We start from the raw sequence: 17190 nt of genomic DNA, 5'->3' as shown, positions 1-17190 counted from the left end.
CCCTTCCGTATATGAAGAGTGTCTATATGCTGAAATTAGCAACATAGACACTTTTATACTTATCCGGATATTTTCGCTATTCTTCCTTGTTCAATATACACCAATAGGATGGAAATGTCAGCAGGATTTACCCCTGAAATTCTAGATGCTTGGGCAATTGATAATGGTCTAACTTCTTTCAATTTCTGCTTCGCTTCAGTAGCTATACCAGAAATGGCATTATAGTCAATTTGATCTGGAATTTTTTTGTTTTCCATTTTTTTTAATTTTTCAACTTGTAGAAGAGATTTTTCAATGTAACCTTCATATTTAATTTGGATTTCGATTTGTTCTTTCATCTCATCTGTTAATTGAATAGTTGAAGGTGATAACTTTGCAATGTCCTCATACGTCATTTCGGGACGTTTCAATAAATCTTGTCCTTTAATTCCGTCTTTTAGCTCCGTTCCACCTTTCGAACGAATAATACTTTGTGTTTCTTCATTCGGTTTAATGATGGTTTTACGCAATCTAATGATTTCTTCTTCGATTAATTTCTTTTTAGCTTCGAAACGCTCGTAACGCTCTTCAGAAATCAATCCAGCAGTAAATCCGATTTTGGTTAATCTTAAGTCTGCATTATCGTGACGTAGTAACAAACGATATTCTGCTCTTGATGTAAGTAAACGATAAGGTTCATTCGTTCCTTTTGTTACTAAATCATCAATTAACACACCGATATACGCATCTGAACGACTTAAAATAATTTCTTCTTTATTTAAAGCACGAGCAGCAGCATTCATACCAGCCATTAGCCCTTGACCAGCCGCTTCTTCATAACCGGATGTACCGTTAATTTGACCAGCTGTATATAAATTACGGATTTTTTTCGTTTCTAGTGTTGGCCATAACTGAGTTGGGACCATTGCGTCATATTCAATCGCATAACCAGCTCGCATCATTTCTGCTTTTTCTAATCCTGGAATACTTTCAAGTAATTTACGTTGCACATGTTCAGGTAAGCTTGTAGAAAGACCTTGCACGTATACCTCACGAGTATTTCGTCCTTCTGGCTCTAAGAATATTTGGTGACGAGGTTTATCATTAAAACGCACGACTTTATCTTCAATAGAAGGGCAATAACGCGGGCCTGTACCTTTAATCATTCCTGAGTACATTGGTGACAAATGTAAATTTTCATCAATCACTTGATGTGTACGTTCATTGGTATATGTTAACCAACAAGGTAATTGATCTGTAATAAATTCAGATGTCTCATAGCTAAACGCTCGTGGAACATCGTCTCCAGGTTGAATTTCTGTTTTGCTGTAATCAATTGTTTTACTGTTTACGCGTGGAGGCGTTCCAGTTTTAAATCGAACTAAATCAAAACCTAAATCCCGAAGATTGTCTGCCAATTTTAATGAAGGTTGTTGGTTATTAGGGCCACTTGAATATTTCAAGTTTCCAATAATAATTTCACCTCTTAAAAATGTTCCTGTCGTAACAATGACTGTTTTAGCTCGGTAGATTGCACCAACTTGTGTAATTACCCCTTGGATTTCATTATTTTCAACGATTAATTCTTCAACCATCGCTTGATGAATAGACAAATTATCTTGTTCTTCCATTAAACGTTTCATTTCTGCTTGATATAAGACTTTATCAGCTTGTGCACGTAAGGCACGCACTGCCGGTCCTTTACCTGTATTCAACATTCTCATTTGAATATGTGTTTTATCTATTACTTTCCCCATTGCGCCGCCTAAAGCATCAATTTCACGGACGACAATTCCTTTGGCTGGGCCTCCGATGGATGGATTACATGGCATAAATGCAATCATGTCTAAATTTATTGTTAGAACTAGAGTTTTTGCACCCATTCCTGCTGCTGCTAAAGCTGCTTCAGCACCGGCATGCCCTGCTCCAATAACAATTACATCGAACGAGCCCGCTTCAAAATTCTGCATGTTCGTTCATTCCTTTCGTTTATCGTATTTTTATTTACCAAGACAAAATTGTGAAAATAGTTGATCGATTAAACTTTCCTCAACTGTATCACCTGTTATTTCACCTAAAATTTCCCATGTTCTAGTGACATCGATTTGAATCATATCGATTGGCACGGCAGCTTGTGCTGCATTTATTGCATCTTCAATTGTATGTTTAGCTTGATTTAATAGCGCAATATGACGCGCGTTAGATACATAAGTCAAATCGTTACTGTCTAAAGATCCTTCGAAGAATAAAGAGGCAATTGCTTCTTCTAATTGGTCCACTCCTTCTTCTTGCAGTAAAGAGGTGGTAACAATTTTCCGATTTCCCGATAGTTCTTGAACGCGTTGAGTATCAATTTTTTTCTCTAAATCGGTTTTATTAATAACGACAATAAAGTCCATACCATTTATTGCTTCAAATAAACGCTCATCTTCAATGGTTAACTCATCAGAATGGTTTAGTACTAAAAGAATCAAGTCAGCTTGTTTAAGTACTTGTCTAGAGCGTTCTACACCGATACGTTCCACTATGTCTTCAGTTTCACGAATACCCGCTGTATCGACAAGTTTCAGTGGAACTCCTCTAACATTTACATATTCTTCGATAATATCGCGTGTTGTTCCAGCAACTTCCGTTACAATCGCTTTATTTTCTTGAACTAAACTATTTAATAGAGATGATTTCCCAACATTTGGTCGTCCAATAATTACCGTAGACAAGCCTTCTCTTAAAATTTTCCCTTGCATGGATGTTTGTAGTAATCGTTCGATTTCATTTTTAACCCAAGTTGATTTTTCAATTATCATCGGAAGGGTCATTTCTTCAACATCATCGTATTCAGGGTAATCTATATTCACTTCCACTTGCGCCAGTGTTTCAAGTAATGCTTGTCGCAGCGTTGCTATCAATCGTGATAATTTCCCATCCATTTGTCCAAGCGCTACATTCATAGCTCGATCAGTCTTCGCTCGAATCAAATCCATTACCGCTTCTGCTTGGGATAAATCAATACGCCCATTTAAGAATGCTCGTTTTGTAAACTCTCCCGGCTCGGCAAGTCGTGCTCCGTGTCTTAATACAAGTTGCAAGACTTGGTTGACTGTTACGATGCCTCCATGGCAATTTATTTCAACAACGTCTTCTCTTGTAAAGGTTTTTGGACCTTTCATCAAAGACAGCATGACTTCTTCTACTACATCGCCTGTTGTAGGCTCTATTAAATGTCCATAATGGATCGTGTGAGTTAATTGATTGCTTAGTGCTTTTGCACCTGGTGAACGAAAAATTTGATCAGCTATTGAAATTGCATCTGATCCACTTAATCGTACAATCGCAATTGCTCCTTCACCCATAGGTGTGGATATCGCAGCAATAGTATCGAATTCCATAATCGTCCACCTCCTTTTCCTTGTTTATCCACATGTGGATAACTAAAAACGATTATGATTCTCTAACGTATAATAATAGCATAAAATCACCAAAATCGATAGTAGGAAACGTCAGTTATACCCATAAGAAAACGGACCTTTTCGTCTGATGACGTAAGGTCCGTTGTTAATTACTTCAAAGGTTCGATAACAAGATAACGATTAGGATCTGTTCCAACTGATACAGTTTCAATATCTAAACGACGCGATAGTGCGTGGTGTATCACTTTTCTTTCATAAGAAGGCATTGGTTCAAACTCTACTTTTTTACCTGTTCGAATTGCTTTATCAGCCATGCGTTCAGCTAATTGTTCCAATGATTCTTGACGACGCTCGCGGTAATTTTCAACATCGAGTTGAATCATCAAGAATTGGTTGGAGTATTTATTGGCTATTAGCTGAGACAATTGTTGTAATGCATTTAGTGTCTGACCTCTTTTTCCAATCAGAACGGCAGCTTTTTTACTTTCAAGACGTAGTGTGACGTATTTACCGTCTTGCACCGTCTCAATAATTAAGTCATCAATTTTCATATCTTCGGCAATTTGTTTCAGATATTTTTTCGCTTCTTCGACAGCAAGTCCTCGAGTGGACTCGGTGTTTTCTAAAACAATTGATTCTTGTTGAGGAGCTACAACTTCTTCTACTTTTGTTTCTGGAACTTCAGGTTCAGATTCAGGTTCAGCCAAGACGACTTCATCCACTTGTTCATTAGGTTTTTCATTTTTTACCGTGACTTGCACTTCTGCAAGTCTAGAGCCAAATCCTAAAAATCCTTTTTTGCCTTCAGTTAAAACATTTACGGTAACTTGTTCTATCGTCGTCCCGAGTTTAACTAATGCTGTAGATATCGCTTTTTCAGTTGTTGTACCCGTTTGAGTAATCTGATTCACCTTTTAGCCCCTCCAGTTTTAGCAGGTTGAAGTGTGCGTTTTTCCCATGGTTTGTAAATAATCATATTTTGAATTAATGAAATAACATTTCCGATTACCCAGTAAAGTGTTAATGCAGATGGTAAGAAAATACCGAACCCTACAATCATTACTGGCATGAAATACATCATGATTTTCATTTGAGGATTATCCATTGCTGGTCCAGTTCTTAGTACTAAGAACTGCATAATCCCAGCTAAAATAGCAAGTATAATACTTGGTTCTGCAAGTGGGAACCATAAGAAACTACCTAAGTTAATTTCTGGCGTTGAATTCATGCGACTAATCGCGTGATAGAAACCAATTAAGATTGGCATTTGAATAACTACAGGTAAACAACCTGCGGCTGGATTGGCGCCTCTCTCTTTAAACATCGCCATCATTTCTTGTTGGTACTTCTGTTGAGTTGCCGCATCTTTTGAACTGTATTTTTTCTTGAGTATAGCTAGATCAGGTTGAATTTCTTGCATTTTTTTTGCACTCTTTGTTTGTTTAATCATTAATGGCAGAATCGCTAATCGGATAATAATTGTCACGAAAACAATTCCTAATCCGTAAGTTCCAAGTAATTCCTTAAAATAAGTTATTAACGCAACAAGAGGCCAAACAACGAATTCATTCCAAAATCCTTTACTGTCCTCATATATTGGTTGATTATATTCTGTACATCCACTCAGTAATAGAGTGACAGAAACAAGCGTGAGGACTAAAGCTAAGCGTTTGTTCACCCTTCTTCCCCCTAAAACGACATTCCATTTCTTCTATATATATATACATCTAAAACTTCTTGTCTTTTTTACTTAATCATTTGTATCATTTTGGCGACTTTAAGTACATGTTGCAAACTTTTCTTTGACTCATGAAAATCTAAACTGGCCGCCTGATTTCTGGCGATAATGACATAATCCATCTTTGGGTTGATTTCATCTTTCAGTTCCAAGAAAGATTGTCTGATATAGCGTTTAATTCGATTGCGGACGACTGCATTTCCGACTTTTTTACTAACGGATAGGCCGATGCGAAACTCCTCTTGTCCTTCTACTGGTAAAAAGTATAAAACAAACTGGCGATTCGCAAAGGATTTACCACGTTTAAATATTTTTTGAAACTCTGCATTTTTCTTTACTCGTTGACGTTTATTCATGATTCACCTGCTTCACCTTTACGCATTCTTTAAAGAAAGATTAAACATCTGCTTCGACTCACGCCCAGTCCGGATGTTACTCACCCTCATAGTAAAGCTGCGATTGACATCTTCTTCGGCATACGCCAGCGTCGATGTTTATCACTTTCTTCGTAAAGCGATTTTCTTCACCTGATTATATGTTTCTTATAGGAAAAGAAAAAAAAGACCACTGATGCGGATCAGTGGACTTAAGCTGATAATACTTTTCTTCCTTTACGACGACGTGCTGCTAATACGCGACGGCCGTTTTTTGAACTCATACGTGAGCGAAACCCGTGTACTTTACTATGTTTACGTTTATTTGGTTGGTATGTGCGTTTCATTTATGTGACACCTCCTGAAATATTTGAAAGTCGATTTATCTACTACAGACAGTCTTGGATATTATATATAATTTACTCCCTAAATGTCAATAGCAATTCGAAATATGCTTGTACTTCAGTAAATCTCTAGATGGTTTATAGTTGTCCACAAATCAGAAAATGGTTATCCTGAGCCTTGTGGATAACCATTTTCGAGTATTTTTTCTATCCACAAGTGTTATCTACAGGTTTTTCACAAACTAACTGGCTGTGGACAACACCGTTGTGCATGAATATTCATTTTGTGGATAACCATCAAGAACTCTTGTAATTTCTCGTTTTTTTTGATACGATGTTTGTGTTTTACTCTTCAAAAACAAAAACGACTATTAAATGTTATCCACAACTGTTGATAATCTGTGGATAGCTTATCCCGAGACTCTTATTAACCTTTATCCACAGCCTGTGGTATTGTGTATGACTATACATATTGATGTGTAAGATTGTCGATAAATAAATATTTTAAATAAGGAGGTACGTTGTTGGAACATTTAGAAGAACTATGGTCGAGTGTTCTTGCTCAAGTAGAGAATAAAATCTCGAAACCCAGCTTTGAAACGTGGCTCAAATCCACAAAAATGCTTACATATCAAGGAGATACTGTAACAATCGCTGCTCCAAACTCATTTGCACGCGATTGGTTGGATACACATTATGTTCACTTGATTGCAGGTATTTTAACTGAATTAACTGGTGAAGGCTTATCTATTAGATTTGTCGTTCCGAAAGATCAAAATTTAGACGATTTTTCACTTCCTAAACCTATTCTTCCTATGAAAGACCACGAACAACCAGAGTTTTCTCCTGGCATGCTAAATTCAAAATACACATTTGATACATTTGTTATTGGTTCTGGTAACCGATTTGCACATGCAGCATCTCTTGCAGTAGCTGAAGCACCGGCAAAAGCATACAATCCACTATTTATATATGGTGGCGTGGGGTTGGGAAAAACACATTTAATGCATGCGATTGGGCATTATGTACAAGAACATAACCCAAATGCTAAAGTCGTTTATTTATCTTCAGAAAAATTTACGAACGAGTTTATTAACTCCATACGAGATAATAAAACGGTTGATTTCCGCAATAAATACCGTAGTGTAGACGTTCTATTAATAGATGATATTCAATTTTTAGCTGGAAAAGAACAAACACAAGAAGAGTTTTTCCATACATTTAATACATTGCATGAGGAATCTAAGCAAATTGTCATCTCCAGTGATAGACCGCCAAAAGAAATTCCAACTTTAGAAGATCGTTTACGTTCTCGTTTTGAATGGGGTTTAATCACGGACATTACGCCTCCAGACTTGGAAACGCGTATTGCGATACTGCGGAAAAAAGCAAAAGCGGATGGCTTGGACATTCCTAATGAAGTAATGATGTACATTGCCAACCAAATAGATTCCAATATACGTGAGCTAGAAGGGGCACTAATCCGTGTGGTAGCTTATTCTTCTTTAGTAAACAAAGATATGAATGCTGATTTAGCTGCGGAAGCTTTAAAAGATATTATGCCGAATGCTAAACCACGTAAAATTACAATTTTAGATATTCAAAAAACGGTCGGTGAGCACTATCACATGCGTTTAGAAGATTTCACAGCGAAGAAACGGACGAAATCAATTGCTTTTCCTAGACAAATCGCCATGTATTTATCTCGTGAGTTAACGAGTTTCTCCTTGCCTAAGATAGGTGAGGAATTTGGAGGGCGAGATCACACCACAGTTATCCACGCACACGAAAAAATTTCTACTCTATTAAAAGAGGATCAAGCTCTTCAACAAGACCTAAAACAAATTAAGAGTCTATTAAGCAAGACTTAACAACTGTGGATAACCGCATGTCAGGCTGCTTAGTTTATGGACAGGTTATCAACATGTGGATAGATTGATAGTATTCATAAAAGTGGACTTATCAACAAATCCACAGGCCCTATTACTATATCTATTATTCTTTTAAACATTAATAAATATATAAGCGAGGTATAATTGATGAAATTTGAAATCATGCGAGATCGGTTATTAGATGGATTAAACGATGTAATGAAAGCAGTTAGTTCAAAGACAACAATTCCAATTTTGACAGGAATAAAACTTGAAGTTACAGAAGAAGGATTACACTTAACAGGTAGTGATTCTGATATCACGATTCAAACATTTATAAAAGCAGAAGAAAATGGAGAACAAGTGATTCGAGTTATCGAAGAAGGTACGATTGTTGTTCAAGCACGTATGTTTAACGAAATCGTTCGTAAGTTACCAACTAATGACGTTGAAATAGATGTTAATGAAAACTATCAAACACATATTCGTTCAGGTAAATCAGAGTTTCATTTAATTGGACTAGATCCTTCTGAATATCCATTACTTCCTGAAATTCAAGATGATCGTCAGTTTGTTATTCCAGCTGACTTATTAAAATCAATTGTTCGTGAAACCGTTTTTGCCGTATCAACTTCAGAGAGTCGTCCTGTATTAACAGGTGTTCATTGGGAAGTGAAAAATGGAGAACTTGTTTGCGTTGCTACAGACAGTCACCGTCTTGCTCGTCGTAAAACCACTTTAGAACAAATGCCTGAAGGGGAATATAGCGTAGTCATTCCAGGAAAGAGCTTAAATGAATTAAGCAAAATTATTGGAGACTCTTCAGAAGCTGTGAATATTGTGATGACTCAACAACAAGTATTATTTAAAACTTCTGATGTATTGTTTTATTCTCGTTTACTAGAAGGTAATTATCCTGATACATCTCGATTGATTCCAAATGAATATAAAACAACAGTGACTGTAAATGGAAAAGCATTACTGCAAGCCATTGATCGTGCTTCTTTATTAGCACGAGAAGAGCGCAATAACATTGTTCGTTTTAGTTCTTTAGAAGGCAACGTTGTTGAAATTTCTTCAAGCTCACCTGAAGTTGGGAAAGTGGAAGAAGAAATTCAAGCAACGTCGATTGAAGGAGAAGAGTTGAAAATTTCCTTTAGTGCGAAATATATGATGGATGCTTTAAAAGCTGTAGATGGTCAAGATGTAATGGTTCAATTCACTGGTGCAATGCGCCCATTCATCTTAAAATCTGTTCATGATGATGCGATTTTGCAATTAATTTTACCGGTTCGCACGTATTAATAATCAACTATTTGAAGGATAGCCCTCTACTGGGCTATCCTTTTTTACTTCTTAGAGAAAATGGAGTAAAATGAAGGGATAGACTAAAAAACGAAGGATGGATTTGCTTTGAAAAATCTTCAAATTGGAACGGAATATGTAACACTAGGCCAAATGTTGAAAATGACTGATGCAATTAGCTCAGGCGGAATGTCGAAATGGTTTTTATCAGAAAATGAAGTATTAGTGAATGATGAAGTTGAGGTAAGACGAGGTCGGAAACTTCGAGATGGAGATCTTGTAAGCATTCCAGGAGTTGGACAATTCCGTATAGTGGAACAAACGAGCGGACAATAAGATGTTCATCGAAAGTCTTGAATTAACAAACTATCGAAACTATGAATCGTTAGAGTTAAGTTTTTCAAAAACGATTAATGTATTGATTGGTGAAAATGCTCAAGGAAAAACAAACATCATGGAATCGATTTATGTGCTTTCTATGGCAAAATCACACAGGACTTCAAATGATAAAGAATTAATACGTTGGACTGAAGAATATGGTAAAATAAAAGGTGATGTTTTAAAAAAGTACGGTCGCTTACCGCTTGAATTAACTTTGTCGAAAAAAGGCAAAAAAGCAAAAGTGAATCATTTAGAACAAAGTCGGTTAAGTGATTATATCGGCCAATTGAATGTCGTGATGTTTGCACCTGAAGATTTGCATTTAGTTAAAGGCAGTCCTCAAGTACGTAGACGTTTCTTGGACATGGAAATTGGACAAATCTCACCTGTTTATTTACACGATTTACTAACGTTTCAAAAATTATTAAAACAACGCAATCATTTATTGAAAATGCATCAAGGAAAATCATCTTTAAATGATGTGATGTTTGATGTATATACAGATCAATATATTCAAGCAGCTGTCAGTGTTATTCGTAAAAGATTTCAATTTATGGAGCTTCTTCAAAAATGGGCAGAACCGATTCATTTCGGTATTTCCCGTGGTATTGAAAAATTAGAAGTTCGCTATAATCCTGTCAGTGGTCTTGATCAAAATAAAACTTTCGATCAAATGGCTGATTATTTACGTCAAAAGTTAGAAGCAAGTAAATCTCAAGAATTAGCAAGAGGCGTGACTTTAACTGGTCCACATCGTGACGATTTACAATTTTTTGTAAATGGCTATGATGTACAAACTTACGGCTCGCAGGGACAACAACGCACCACAGCGTTGTCACTCAAACTTGCAGAGATTGAATTAATCAAACAAGAAGTCGGTGAATCGCCCGTGTTGCTATTGGACGATGTATTGTCCGAACTTGATGATTATAGACAATCACATTTATTAAATACCATTCAGGGCGAAGTTCAAACATTCGTTACAACTACAAGTGTGGATGGTATTAACCACGAAACAATTACACAAGCAGCAATATATAATGTGAAACAAGGACATGTTGATGAAGGAGCGTGAGTATTTTGTATGTGGTTATCGGCAACTCAATTGTCGTCAAGTACAGCGAAATCCTCACGATTTTAGATTTTCGTGAGATAAAGGAAGAGACAGAGCGGGACGCGTGGCTGCAAAATTCACGCACACGAGTCTTAACAGATAGACCTCGTGTAAAGTCTTTAATTGTCACTCCTTTTTTAACGTATGCATCACCACTAAGTCCGCAGAACATTATGAAGAAAATTAATCTAAATCCAGGGGCAATCCCCTTTTGAATAATAGCGAAAACAGTAGGAAAGAGCAGGTGAGTTTTATGGCGATGGAAGAAAAAGAACTGCAAAAATCTTATGATGCTGATCAAATACAGGTATTAGAAGGTCTAGAAGCGGTACGTAAGCGTCCAGGAATGTACATTGGTTCAACGAGTTCAAAAGGTCTTCATCATCTTGTATGGGAAATCGTGGATAATGCGATTGATGAAGCATTAGCGGGTTACTGTGATGAAATTGCCATTACAATCGAAAAAGACAATTGGATTAAAGTTGAAGATAATGGTCGTGGAATTCCTGTCGATATTGAAAAGAAAATGGGACGTCCTGCTGTTGAAGTTATTATGACTGTTTTGCACGCTGGCGGTAAATTTGGCGGTGGCGGATACAAAGTTTCTGGTGGTCTTCATGGTGTAGGTGCATCAGTTGTAAACGCACTTTCTGAAGTAACAGAAGTTTATGTTCATCGTGATGAAAAGCTTCATTACATCAAATTTGAACGTGGAGACGTAACACAAGAATTAAGTGTTATAGGCGAAACGGACAAGACAGGTTCAACCATTCGTTTTAAAGCAGATCCAGAAATATTTACTGAAACGACTGTCTACGAATATGATATTTTAGCTAATCGTTTACGTGAGTTAGCTTACTTAAACCGAGGACTACGTATTATAATTGCTGATGATAGAGAAGAAGAAGTTCGTACAAATACTTACTACTATGAAGGTGGTATTAAGTCGTATGTTGAACATTTAAATAAATCAAAAGAGCCGATACATGAACCAATTTTCATTGAAGGAGAAAAAGATGGGATTTCTATTGAAATTGCCTTGCAGTATAACAGTGGCTACTCATCAAATATTTTCTCGTTTGCGAATAATATCAATACTTATGAAGGCGGAACACATGAATCCGGCTTTAAGACGGCGTTAACACGCGAAATCAATGATTATGGGCGTAAAAATAACTTGCTAAAAGACGCAGATACCAATTTATCTGGTGATGATGTCCGTGAAGGCTTGGTTGCTATTGTGTCAATTAAACATCCGGATCCACAATTTGAAGGACAAACGAAAACGAAATTAGGAAATTCAGAAGTAAGTACGATTACTAACTCTTTATTTTCTGGTGGATTCGAGCGTTTTATGCTTGAAAATCCAGTAGTTGCTCGTCAAGTTCTTGAAAAAGGTTTGATGGCTGCTCGCGCACGTGTTGCTGCGAAAAAAGCACGTGAGTTTACACGTCGTAAATCAGCTTTAGAAGTATCAAGTCTTCCAGGTAAATTAGCGGACTGTTCATCACGCGTTCCAGCAGATAGTGAATTGTACATCGTTGAGGGTGACTCGGCTGGAGGTTCTGCAAAATCTGGGCGTGATCGTCACTTCCAGGCAATTCTTCCACTTCGAGGGAAAATATTAAACGTTGAAAAAGCACGTCTTGACCGTATTTTAGGAAATACAGAAATTCGTGCCATGATTACTGCTCTAGGAACAGGAATCGGAGAAGAATTTACACTTGAAAAAGCTCGTTACCACAAAGTTGTTATTATGACCGATGCCGATGTTGATGGTGCGCATATCCGTACACTACTTTTAACGTTCTTTTTCCGCTTTATGCGTCCTTTAATTGAAGCGGGTTATGTATATATTGCTCAACCCCCTTTGTTCCAAATTAAACAAGGCAAAAATGTTGAATATTGTTACTCTGATAAACAACTTCAAGAAATTTTAGAAAGACTTCCTAAACATCCGAAACCTGGAATTCAGCGTTACAAAGGTCTAGGAGAAATGGATGCAACTCAATTATGGGATACGACAATGGATCCTTCAGTTCGCACGTTGTTACAAGTGAATTTAGAAGATGCAATTGATGCTGATGATACATTTAATCGATTAATGGGGGATGAAGTAGAACCTCGTCGTTTATTCATTGAAGAAAATGCAATATACGTGAAAAACTTAGATATTTAATGAGCCAAGTGAAGGGAGGTTGCCTGCATGACAGATATTCCGAACAGTGGAGTAAAAGGAATTAATATCAGCACTGAAATAAAAACATCATTTCTTGATTATGCAATGAGTGTCATTGTTTCACGAGCACTTCCAGACGTACGTGATGGATTGAAACCCGTTCACCGCCGAATTTTATATGCGATGCAAGGTATGGGGAACACATCTGACAAGCCCCATAAGAAATCAGCACGTATTGTTGGAGATGCAATGGGTAAATACCATCCGCATGGTGATAGCTCAATTTACGACACAATGGTACGTATGGCACAACACTGGAGTTACCGTTACATGCTAGTTGATGGACACGGAAACTTTGGATCGGTAGACGGAGATGCTGCTGCAGCAATGCGTTATACCGAATCACGTATGTCAAAAATCGCTATGGAATTACTTCGAGACATTAATAAAGATACAATCGATTTCAAAGACAATTATGATGGTCAAGAACAAGAGCCTGTTGTACTACCTAGCCGTTTCCCAAACTTATTAGTGAATGGTACTTCAGGGATTGCGGTTGGGATGGCGACAAACATTCCGCCTCACCAACTAGGAGAAACGATTGACGCAGTCTTGGCACTTGCTGAAAACGCATCAATTACGACTGAGGAATTGATGGAAATTATTCCAGGTCCAGACTTCCCTACAGGCGGTATCATTTTAGGCAGAAGCGGGATTCGTCGTGCTTATGAAACTGGTAGAGGTTCTGTCATCATTCGAGGGAAAGTTGAAATTGAACAAAAGTCGAGTGGTAAAGAAGTTATTTTGGTTCACGAACTTCCATATCAAGTAAATAAAGCTAGACTTATCGAAAAAATTGCTGAACTAGTACGTGATAAAAAGATTGATGGTATTACTGATCTTCGCGATGAGTCAGACCGGAATGGGATGCGCATTGTCATTGAAGTTCGTAAAGATGCAAATGCTAATGTATTACTTAATAACCTATATAAACAAACATCTCTTCAATCAAGCTTCGGTGTTAACATGCTTGCTCTTGTTGATGGTCAACCAAAAGTACTTGGTTTAAAAGAGATTTTATATCATTACTTAGAACATCAAAAAGTGGTAATCAAACGTCGTACTCAATTTGAATTAAACAAAGCAGAAGATCGCGCACATATTTTAGAAGGTCTTCGTATAGCACTTGATAATATTGATGAAATTATTGCGTTAATACGTAGATCGCAAACTGGCGAAGAAGCAAAAAATGGTTTGATTGAACAATTCCATTTATCTGATAGACAAGCGCAAGCCATTCTTGATATGCGACTTCAACGCTTAACAGGTTTAGAACGCGACAAAATTGAAGCTGAGTACCAGGAATTACAAAAGCTGATTGCTGAATTGAAGGCTATTCTTGCTGACGAGTTTAAAGTCATACAAATTATTCGTGAAGAGTTAACTGAAATTAAAGAGCGCTTTAACGATACACGTCGAACTGAAATTACAGCCGGTGGAGCTGAAATGATGGAAGACGAAGACTTGATACCACGTGAGAATTCGGTACTGACATTAACGCACAATGGCTACATCAAACGTTTGCCTGTTAATACCTACCGAAGTCAGAAACGAGGCGGACGTGGCGTACAAGGAATGGGTACGAATGAAAATGATTTCGTAGAACATTTACTATTTACGTCAACACACGACACGATTTTATTCTTTACAAACACGGGGAAAGTTTATCGTGCAAAAGGATATGAAATTCCTGAGTATGGTCGAACAGCTAAGGGATTACCACTCGTCAATCTATTAGGTGTCGATAAAGAAGAGAAAGTTACGGCAATGATTCAAATGGCATCATTTGAAGAGGATGCGTACTTTATCTTCACAACTCGCCTAGGAGTAACTAAACGTACCCCTGTTAATGGTTTCGCCAATATTCGTGCAAATGGTCTTATCTCAATCTCTTTACGAGAAGACGATGAATTGATTTCCGTACGATTAACAGATGGCAAGAAACACATTATCATCGGAACGCGTAGAGGAATGCTTGTGCGCTTTGAAGAAACAGATATCCGCTCAATGGGACGTACAGCATCTGGAGTTCGAGGAATTCGCTTACGTGAAGACGATTATGTTGTCGGCATGGAAATTTTGGAGCCAGGTCAAGAAGTATTAGTCGTAACGGAAAATGGTTACGGGAAACGAACTCCTGAAGAAGAGTATCGTTTACAATCTCGTGGTGGAGTTGGTATTAAGACAAGCCAAATCACAGATAAAACTGGTCCATTATCCGCAGTAAAAACGGTGGATGGTTCAGAAGACTTAATGCTTATTACGATTAATGGAATGTTAATTCGTATGGATGTTAATAGCATTTCTATAACGGGCCGAAGCACACAAGGCGTTCGCTTAATTCGTTTAGGCGAGGAAGAGCTCGTGGCAACTGTCGCAAAAGTAGAAAAGGCTGAAGATGTAGAAGAATTTGATGAAGACGGTGAAGAGGGAACTACTATAGTAGGTAAAGAATTAACTTCTGAAGTGATTGACGAAGAATCAAACACTGACGTAAGTGAAAATACACTAACTGAACCTGAAACATCCGAAGAATAAGAGAAGGACTAAGGCATTATCGCCTTAGTCCTTTTTTTGTATGTTCCTATAACCGAGTGAGTAAAAGATAATACTACATAAAATAATAATCCCGATTACTGAGAATAATAGCGTACCTCCGAAATCTTTTAGTAACCACCCTCCAAGAACAGGTCCGGTGAAGTTTCCGATTGATCGAAATTGGCCAGCTCCAAAGTAAGTTCCCTTTCGATTGTCAGGTGCAATTTGATCTATAAACACACTTGTGGAGGGAAAGATGAAAATCTCACCAATCGTGACAATCGCCATCGCCATCATCAAGCCAATAGTTGTCGTAACATAACCGAAACTCGCAAAACCAATTGCGAACAAAATACTTCCTAAAATCATCACTCGAAGAACTGGCCACTTTTCTGATACTAAACTTAAAGGAACTTGCAAAATGATAACGAGAATTGCATTTAATGCGATCAGCTTAGCAAAAAGAGCTATGCCATCTGAAAAAGAATTTTGTATGTATTGAGGTAAGTTAGAATCAATTTGGGAATAACCGATATTGACAAGTATTCCACCAATAATAAATACAAGGAGGGTTTTATCTCTCCATATCACGATAAGAGAATCCAGAATCGGAAGTTGGTGAACAGGTAAATCATTTCTGATTGAGTAACGATTTAACATAATGAATAAAGTTCCTCCATATAGAAGGTACATCATACTCGTTAATAAAAACGGCAGTGAAGTAGAAAACTGTGCTACATAAACGCCAAGAAGCGGGCCAAGAGAAGCCCCGATATTAATAGCTGTATAACGTAATGAAAACACGCGTTTCCGTTTATCAACTGAAGTTAAATCAGCCATCAATGCTTGTGAAGACGGTTCAAAGAACGAACGGCAAAGACCATTCAATGCATTTAGAACCATAAACGTTCCGATATGAGAGGCTTGGGAAAAGCCAAAGTAAACCAACCCCCAAACGAATATGGTCCAAAGCATAACCTTTTTTCTACCATACCGATCTGAAAAATATCCACCAATGAATCCACCGAGTGTTCCAGTTAATGGAGATAGTCCAATCGTTATACCAATCAATATCGGGTGGATTCCATGCGTGTTTGATAAATATAAGGCAAGGAAAGGTACAGCCATAAAACTAGCCCCTCTAGCAAATACAGTTCCTATTAACAAAGTCCATACAACAGGATGAAATGAAAATTTGTCGCGCATTCAAACCCCTCTTTCTGACTTTCATACTACCCTTCTATAAGTTATCTGGATAGTTCGAAAAATGAATAAAGAGTCTTTAGTATTTGTAATGACTAATAAGCAATAATTAACGAAAAAAATCTCAAGAGTTTAACTATTGGAAAACTCCATATATAGACAAAAAGAAAGAAGGTTTGTTACAGACACTACTATATATAGAAGAAGTTCATTTTCATGTATTTCGCGATTAAGATGTCTCAAAAGAAATTGAGTTTTTCTTTGTAATACTGTTGACATCAGTATGGGGAATTGTTATTATAAGTGAGTCGCCAAAACAAGTGACAACATAAAAAACCAAATGAACCTTGAAAACTGAACAGCAAAACGTCAACTAACAAGCGGAACGCACTTCGGTGCCGGAAGCGAAAACGTTTTTTTACACCGGCACCTGTCGGTATTGAAAACAAACTTGAACTTAACCGTTCATTATAAACGTCAAATTTTTGACGCCAGCAACAAAGTCGAGCTAATCGACTCACCATTATGGAGAGTTTGATCCTGGCTCAGGACGAACGCTGGCGGCGTGCCTAATACATGCAAGTCGAGCGGAATGATGAAGAAGCTTGCTTCTTCTGATTTTAGCGGCGGACGGGTGAGTAACACGTGGGCAACCTACCTTGTAGATTGGGATAACTCCGGGAAACCGGGGCTAATA

Annotated in this window: 14 protein-coding genes and 1 rRNA gene; 8 read left to right on the top strand and 7 right to left on the bottom strand. The window is 37.5% G+C overall.

Going from position 1 to position 17190, the window contains the following annotated elements; translation table 11 throughout:
* Positions 1–59: 59 nt before the first annotated feature.
* The 6 genes from mnmG to rpmH form a co-directional block, all read right to left on the bottom strand.
* On the bottom strand, positions 60–1949 hold the full coding sequence (gene mnmG, locus AC1DOS_RS04500) for a tRNA uridine-5-carboxymethylaminomethyl(34) synthesis enzyme MnmG (RefSeq protein WP_108586898.1): 1890 nt from the start codon (positions 1947–1949) through the stop codon (positions 60–62).
* Between the two features lie 30 nt (positions 1950–1979).
* On the bottom strand, positions 1980–3365 hold the full coding sequence (gene mnmE, locus AC1DOS_RS04495; protein WP_477536535.1) for a tRNA uridine-5-carboxymethylaminomethyl(34) synthesis GTPase MnmE: 1386 nt from the start codon (positions 3363–3365) through the stop codon (positions 1980–1982).
* A gap of 170 nt (positions 3366–3535) precedes the next feature.
* Complete coding sequence (gene jag, locus AC1DOS_RS04490; RefSeq protein WP_477536534.1) at positions 3536–4297, bottom strand: RNA-binding cell elongation regulator Jag/EloR; 762 nt, start codon at positions 4295–4297, stop codon at positions 3536–3538.
* Positions 4294–5064: a membrane protein insertase YidC gene (yidC, locus tag AC1DOS_RS04485; protein ID WP_108586901.1), complete on the bottom strand. Its 771-nt coding sequence runs from the start codon at positions 5062–5064 to the stop codon at positions 4294–4296. Before yidC ends, jag begins: the two co-directional genes overlap by 4 nt.
* Before the next feature lie 68 nt (positions 5065–5132).
* Positions 5133–5480: a ribonuclease P protein component gene (gene rnpA / locus AC1DOS_RS04480; RefSeq protein WP_108586902.1), complete on the bottom strand. Its 348-nt coding sequence runs from the start codon at positions 5478–5480 to the stop codon at positions 5133–5135.
* A gap of 230 nt (positions 5481–5710) precedes the next feature.
* Positions 5711–5845, bottom strand: coding sequence for a 50S ribosomal protein L34 (gene rpmH, locus AC1DOS_RS04475; protein WP_016428940.1), 135 nt, complete (start codon positions 5843–5845; stop codon positions 5711–5713).
* 521 nt (positions 5846–6366) lie between these two features.
* On the opposite strand from rpmH, the gene dnaA reads away from it, so the two are divergent.
* From dnaA to gyrA, 7 genes are all read left to right on the top strand, one after another.
* Complete coding sequence (gene dnaA, locus AC1DOS_RS04470) at positions 6367–7713, top strand: chromosomal replication initiator protein DnaA (RefSeq protein WP_477536533.1); 1347 nt, start codon at positions 6367–6369, stop codon at positions 7711–7713.
* Positions 7714–7881: 168 nt separating this feature from the next.
* Complete coding sequence (dnaN, locus tag AC1DOS_RS04465) at positions 7882–9018, top strand: DNA polymerase III subunit beta (RefSeq protein WP_108586904.1); 1137 nt, start codon at positions 7882–7884, stop codon at positions 9016–9018.
* A gap of 108 nt (positions 9019–9126) precedes the next feature.
* On the top strand, positions 9127–9354 hold the full coding sequence (gene yaaA, locus AC1DOS_RS04460) for a S4 domain-containing protein YaaA (protein ID WP_108586905.1): 228 nt from the start codon (positions 9127–9129) through the stop codon (positions 9352–9354).
* Position 9355: 1 nt separating this feature from the next.
* Complete coding sequence (gene recF, locus AC1DOS_RS04455) at positions 9356–10474, top strand: DNA replication/repair protein RecF (RefSeq protein ID WP_477536532.1); 1119 nt, start codon at positions 9356–9358, stop codon at positions 10472–10474.
* Between the two features lie 11 nt (positions 10475–10485).
* Positions 10486–10728, top strand: coding sequence for a hypothetical protein (locus tag AC1DOS_RS04450; RefSeq protein WP_477536544.1), 243 nt, complete (start codon positions 10486–10488; stop codon positions 10726–10728).
* A 38-nt stretch (positions 10729–10766) separates the two neighbouring features.
* The gene (gyrB, locus tag AC1DOS_RS04445) at positions 10767–12692 is read left to right on the top strand and encodes a DNA topoisomerase (ATP-hydrolyzing) subunit B (RefSeq protein ID WP_108586908.1); all 1926 of its coding nucleotides are present in this window, start codon (positions 10767–10769) and stop codon (positions 12690–12692) included.
* Between the two features lie 27 nt (positions 12693–12719).
* Positions 12720–15290 carry a DNA gyrase subunit A gene (gene gyrA, locus AC1DOS_RS04440; protein ID WP_477536531.1) on the top strand — a complete coding sequence of 857 codons (2571 nt, stop codon included), beginning with the start codon at positions 12720–12722 and terminating at the stop codon, positions 15288–15290.
* 24 nt (positions 15291–15314) lie between these two features.
* Here gyrA and AC1DOS_RS04435 read toward each other — a convergent pair whose 3' ends face one another.
* Positions 15315–16496 carry an MDR family MFS transporter gene (locus AC1DOS_RS04435; protein WP_477536530.1) on the bottom strand — a complete coding sequence of 394 codons (1182 nt, stop codon included), beginning with the start codon at positions 16494–16496 and terminating at the stop codon, positions 15315–15317.
* A 519-nt stretch (positions 16497–17015) separates the two neighbouring features.
* Between AC1DOS_RS04435 and AC1DOS_RS04430 the strand changes: the two genes are divergently transcribed.
* Positions 17016–17190: ribosomal RNA gene (locus tag AC1DOS_RS04430) — 16S ribosomal RNA — on the top strand; the annotation flags it as partial.

Source organism: Paenisporosarcina sp. P5_A11, assembly GCF_056400705.1.
This window is presented reverse-complemented; position numbering and strand designations above follow the sequence as displayed.

Bases quoted from the DNA above. Each gene is read 5' to 3' on its own strand.
- mnmG (WP_108586898.1), bottom strand. From the start codon at position 1,949: ATGCAGAATTTTGAAGCGGGCTCGTTCGATGTAATTGTTATTGGAGCA.
- mnmE (WP_477536535.1), bottom strand. From the start codon at position 3,365: ATGGAATTCGATACTATTGCTGCGATATCCACACCTATGGGTGAAGGA.
- rnpA (WP_108586902.1), bottom strand. From the start codon at position 5,480: ATGAATAAACGTCAACGAGTAAAGAAAAATGCAGAGTTTCAAAAAATA.
- rpmH (WP_016428940.1), bottom strand. From the start codon at position 5,845: ATGAAACGCACATACCAACCAAATAAACGTAAACATAGTAAAGTACAC.
- dnaN (WP_108586904.1), top strand. From the start codon at position 7,882: ATGAAATTTGAAATCATGCGAGATCGGTTATTAGATGGATTAAACGAT.
- recF (WP_477536532.1), top strand. From the start codon at position 9,356: ATGTTCATCGAAAGTCTTGAATTAACAAACTATCGAAACTATGAATCG.
- gyrB (WP_108586908.1), top strand. From the start codon at position 10,767: ATGGCGATGGAAGAAAAAGAACTGCAAAAATCTTATGATGCTGATCAA.
- gyrA (WP_477536531.1), top strand. From the start codon at position 12,720: ATGACAGATATTCCGAACAGTGGAGTAAAAGGAATTAATATCAGCACT.
- AC1DOS_RS04435 (WP_477536530.1), bottom strand. From the start codon at position 16,496: ATGCGCGACAAATTTTCATTTCATCCTGTTGTATGGACTTTGTTAATA.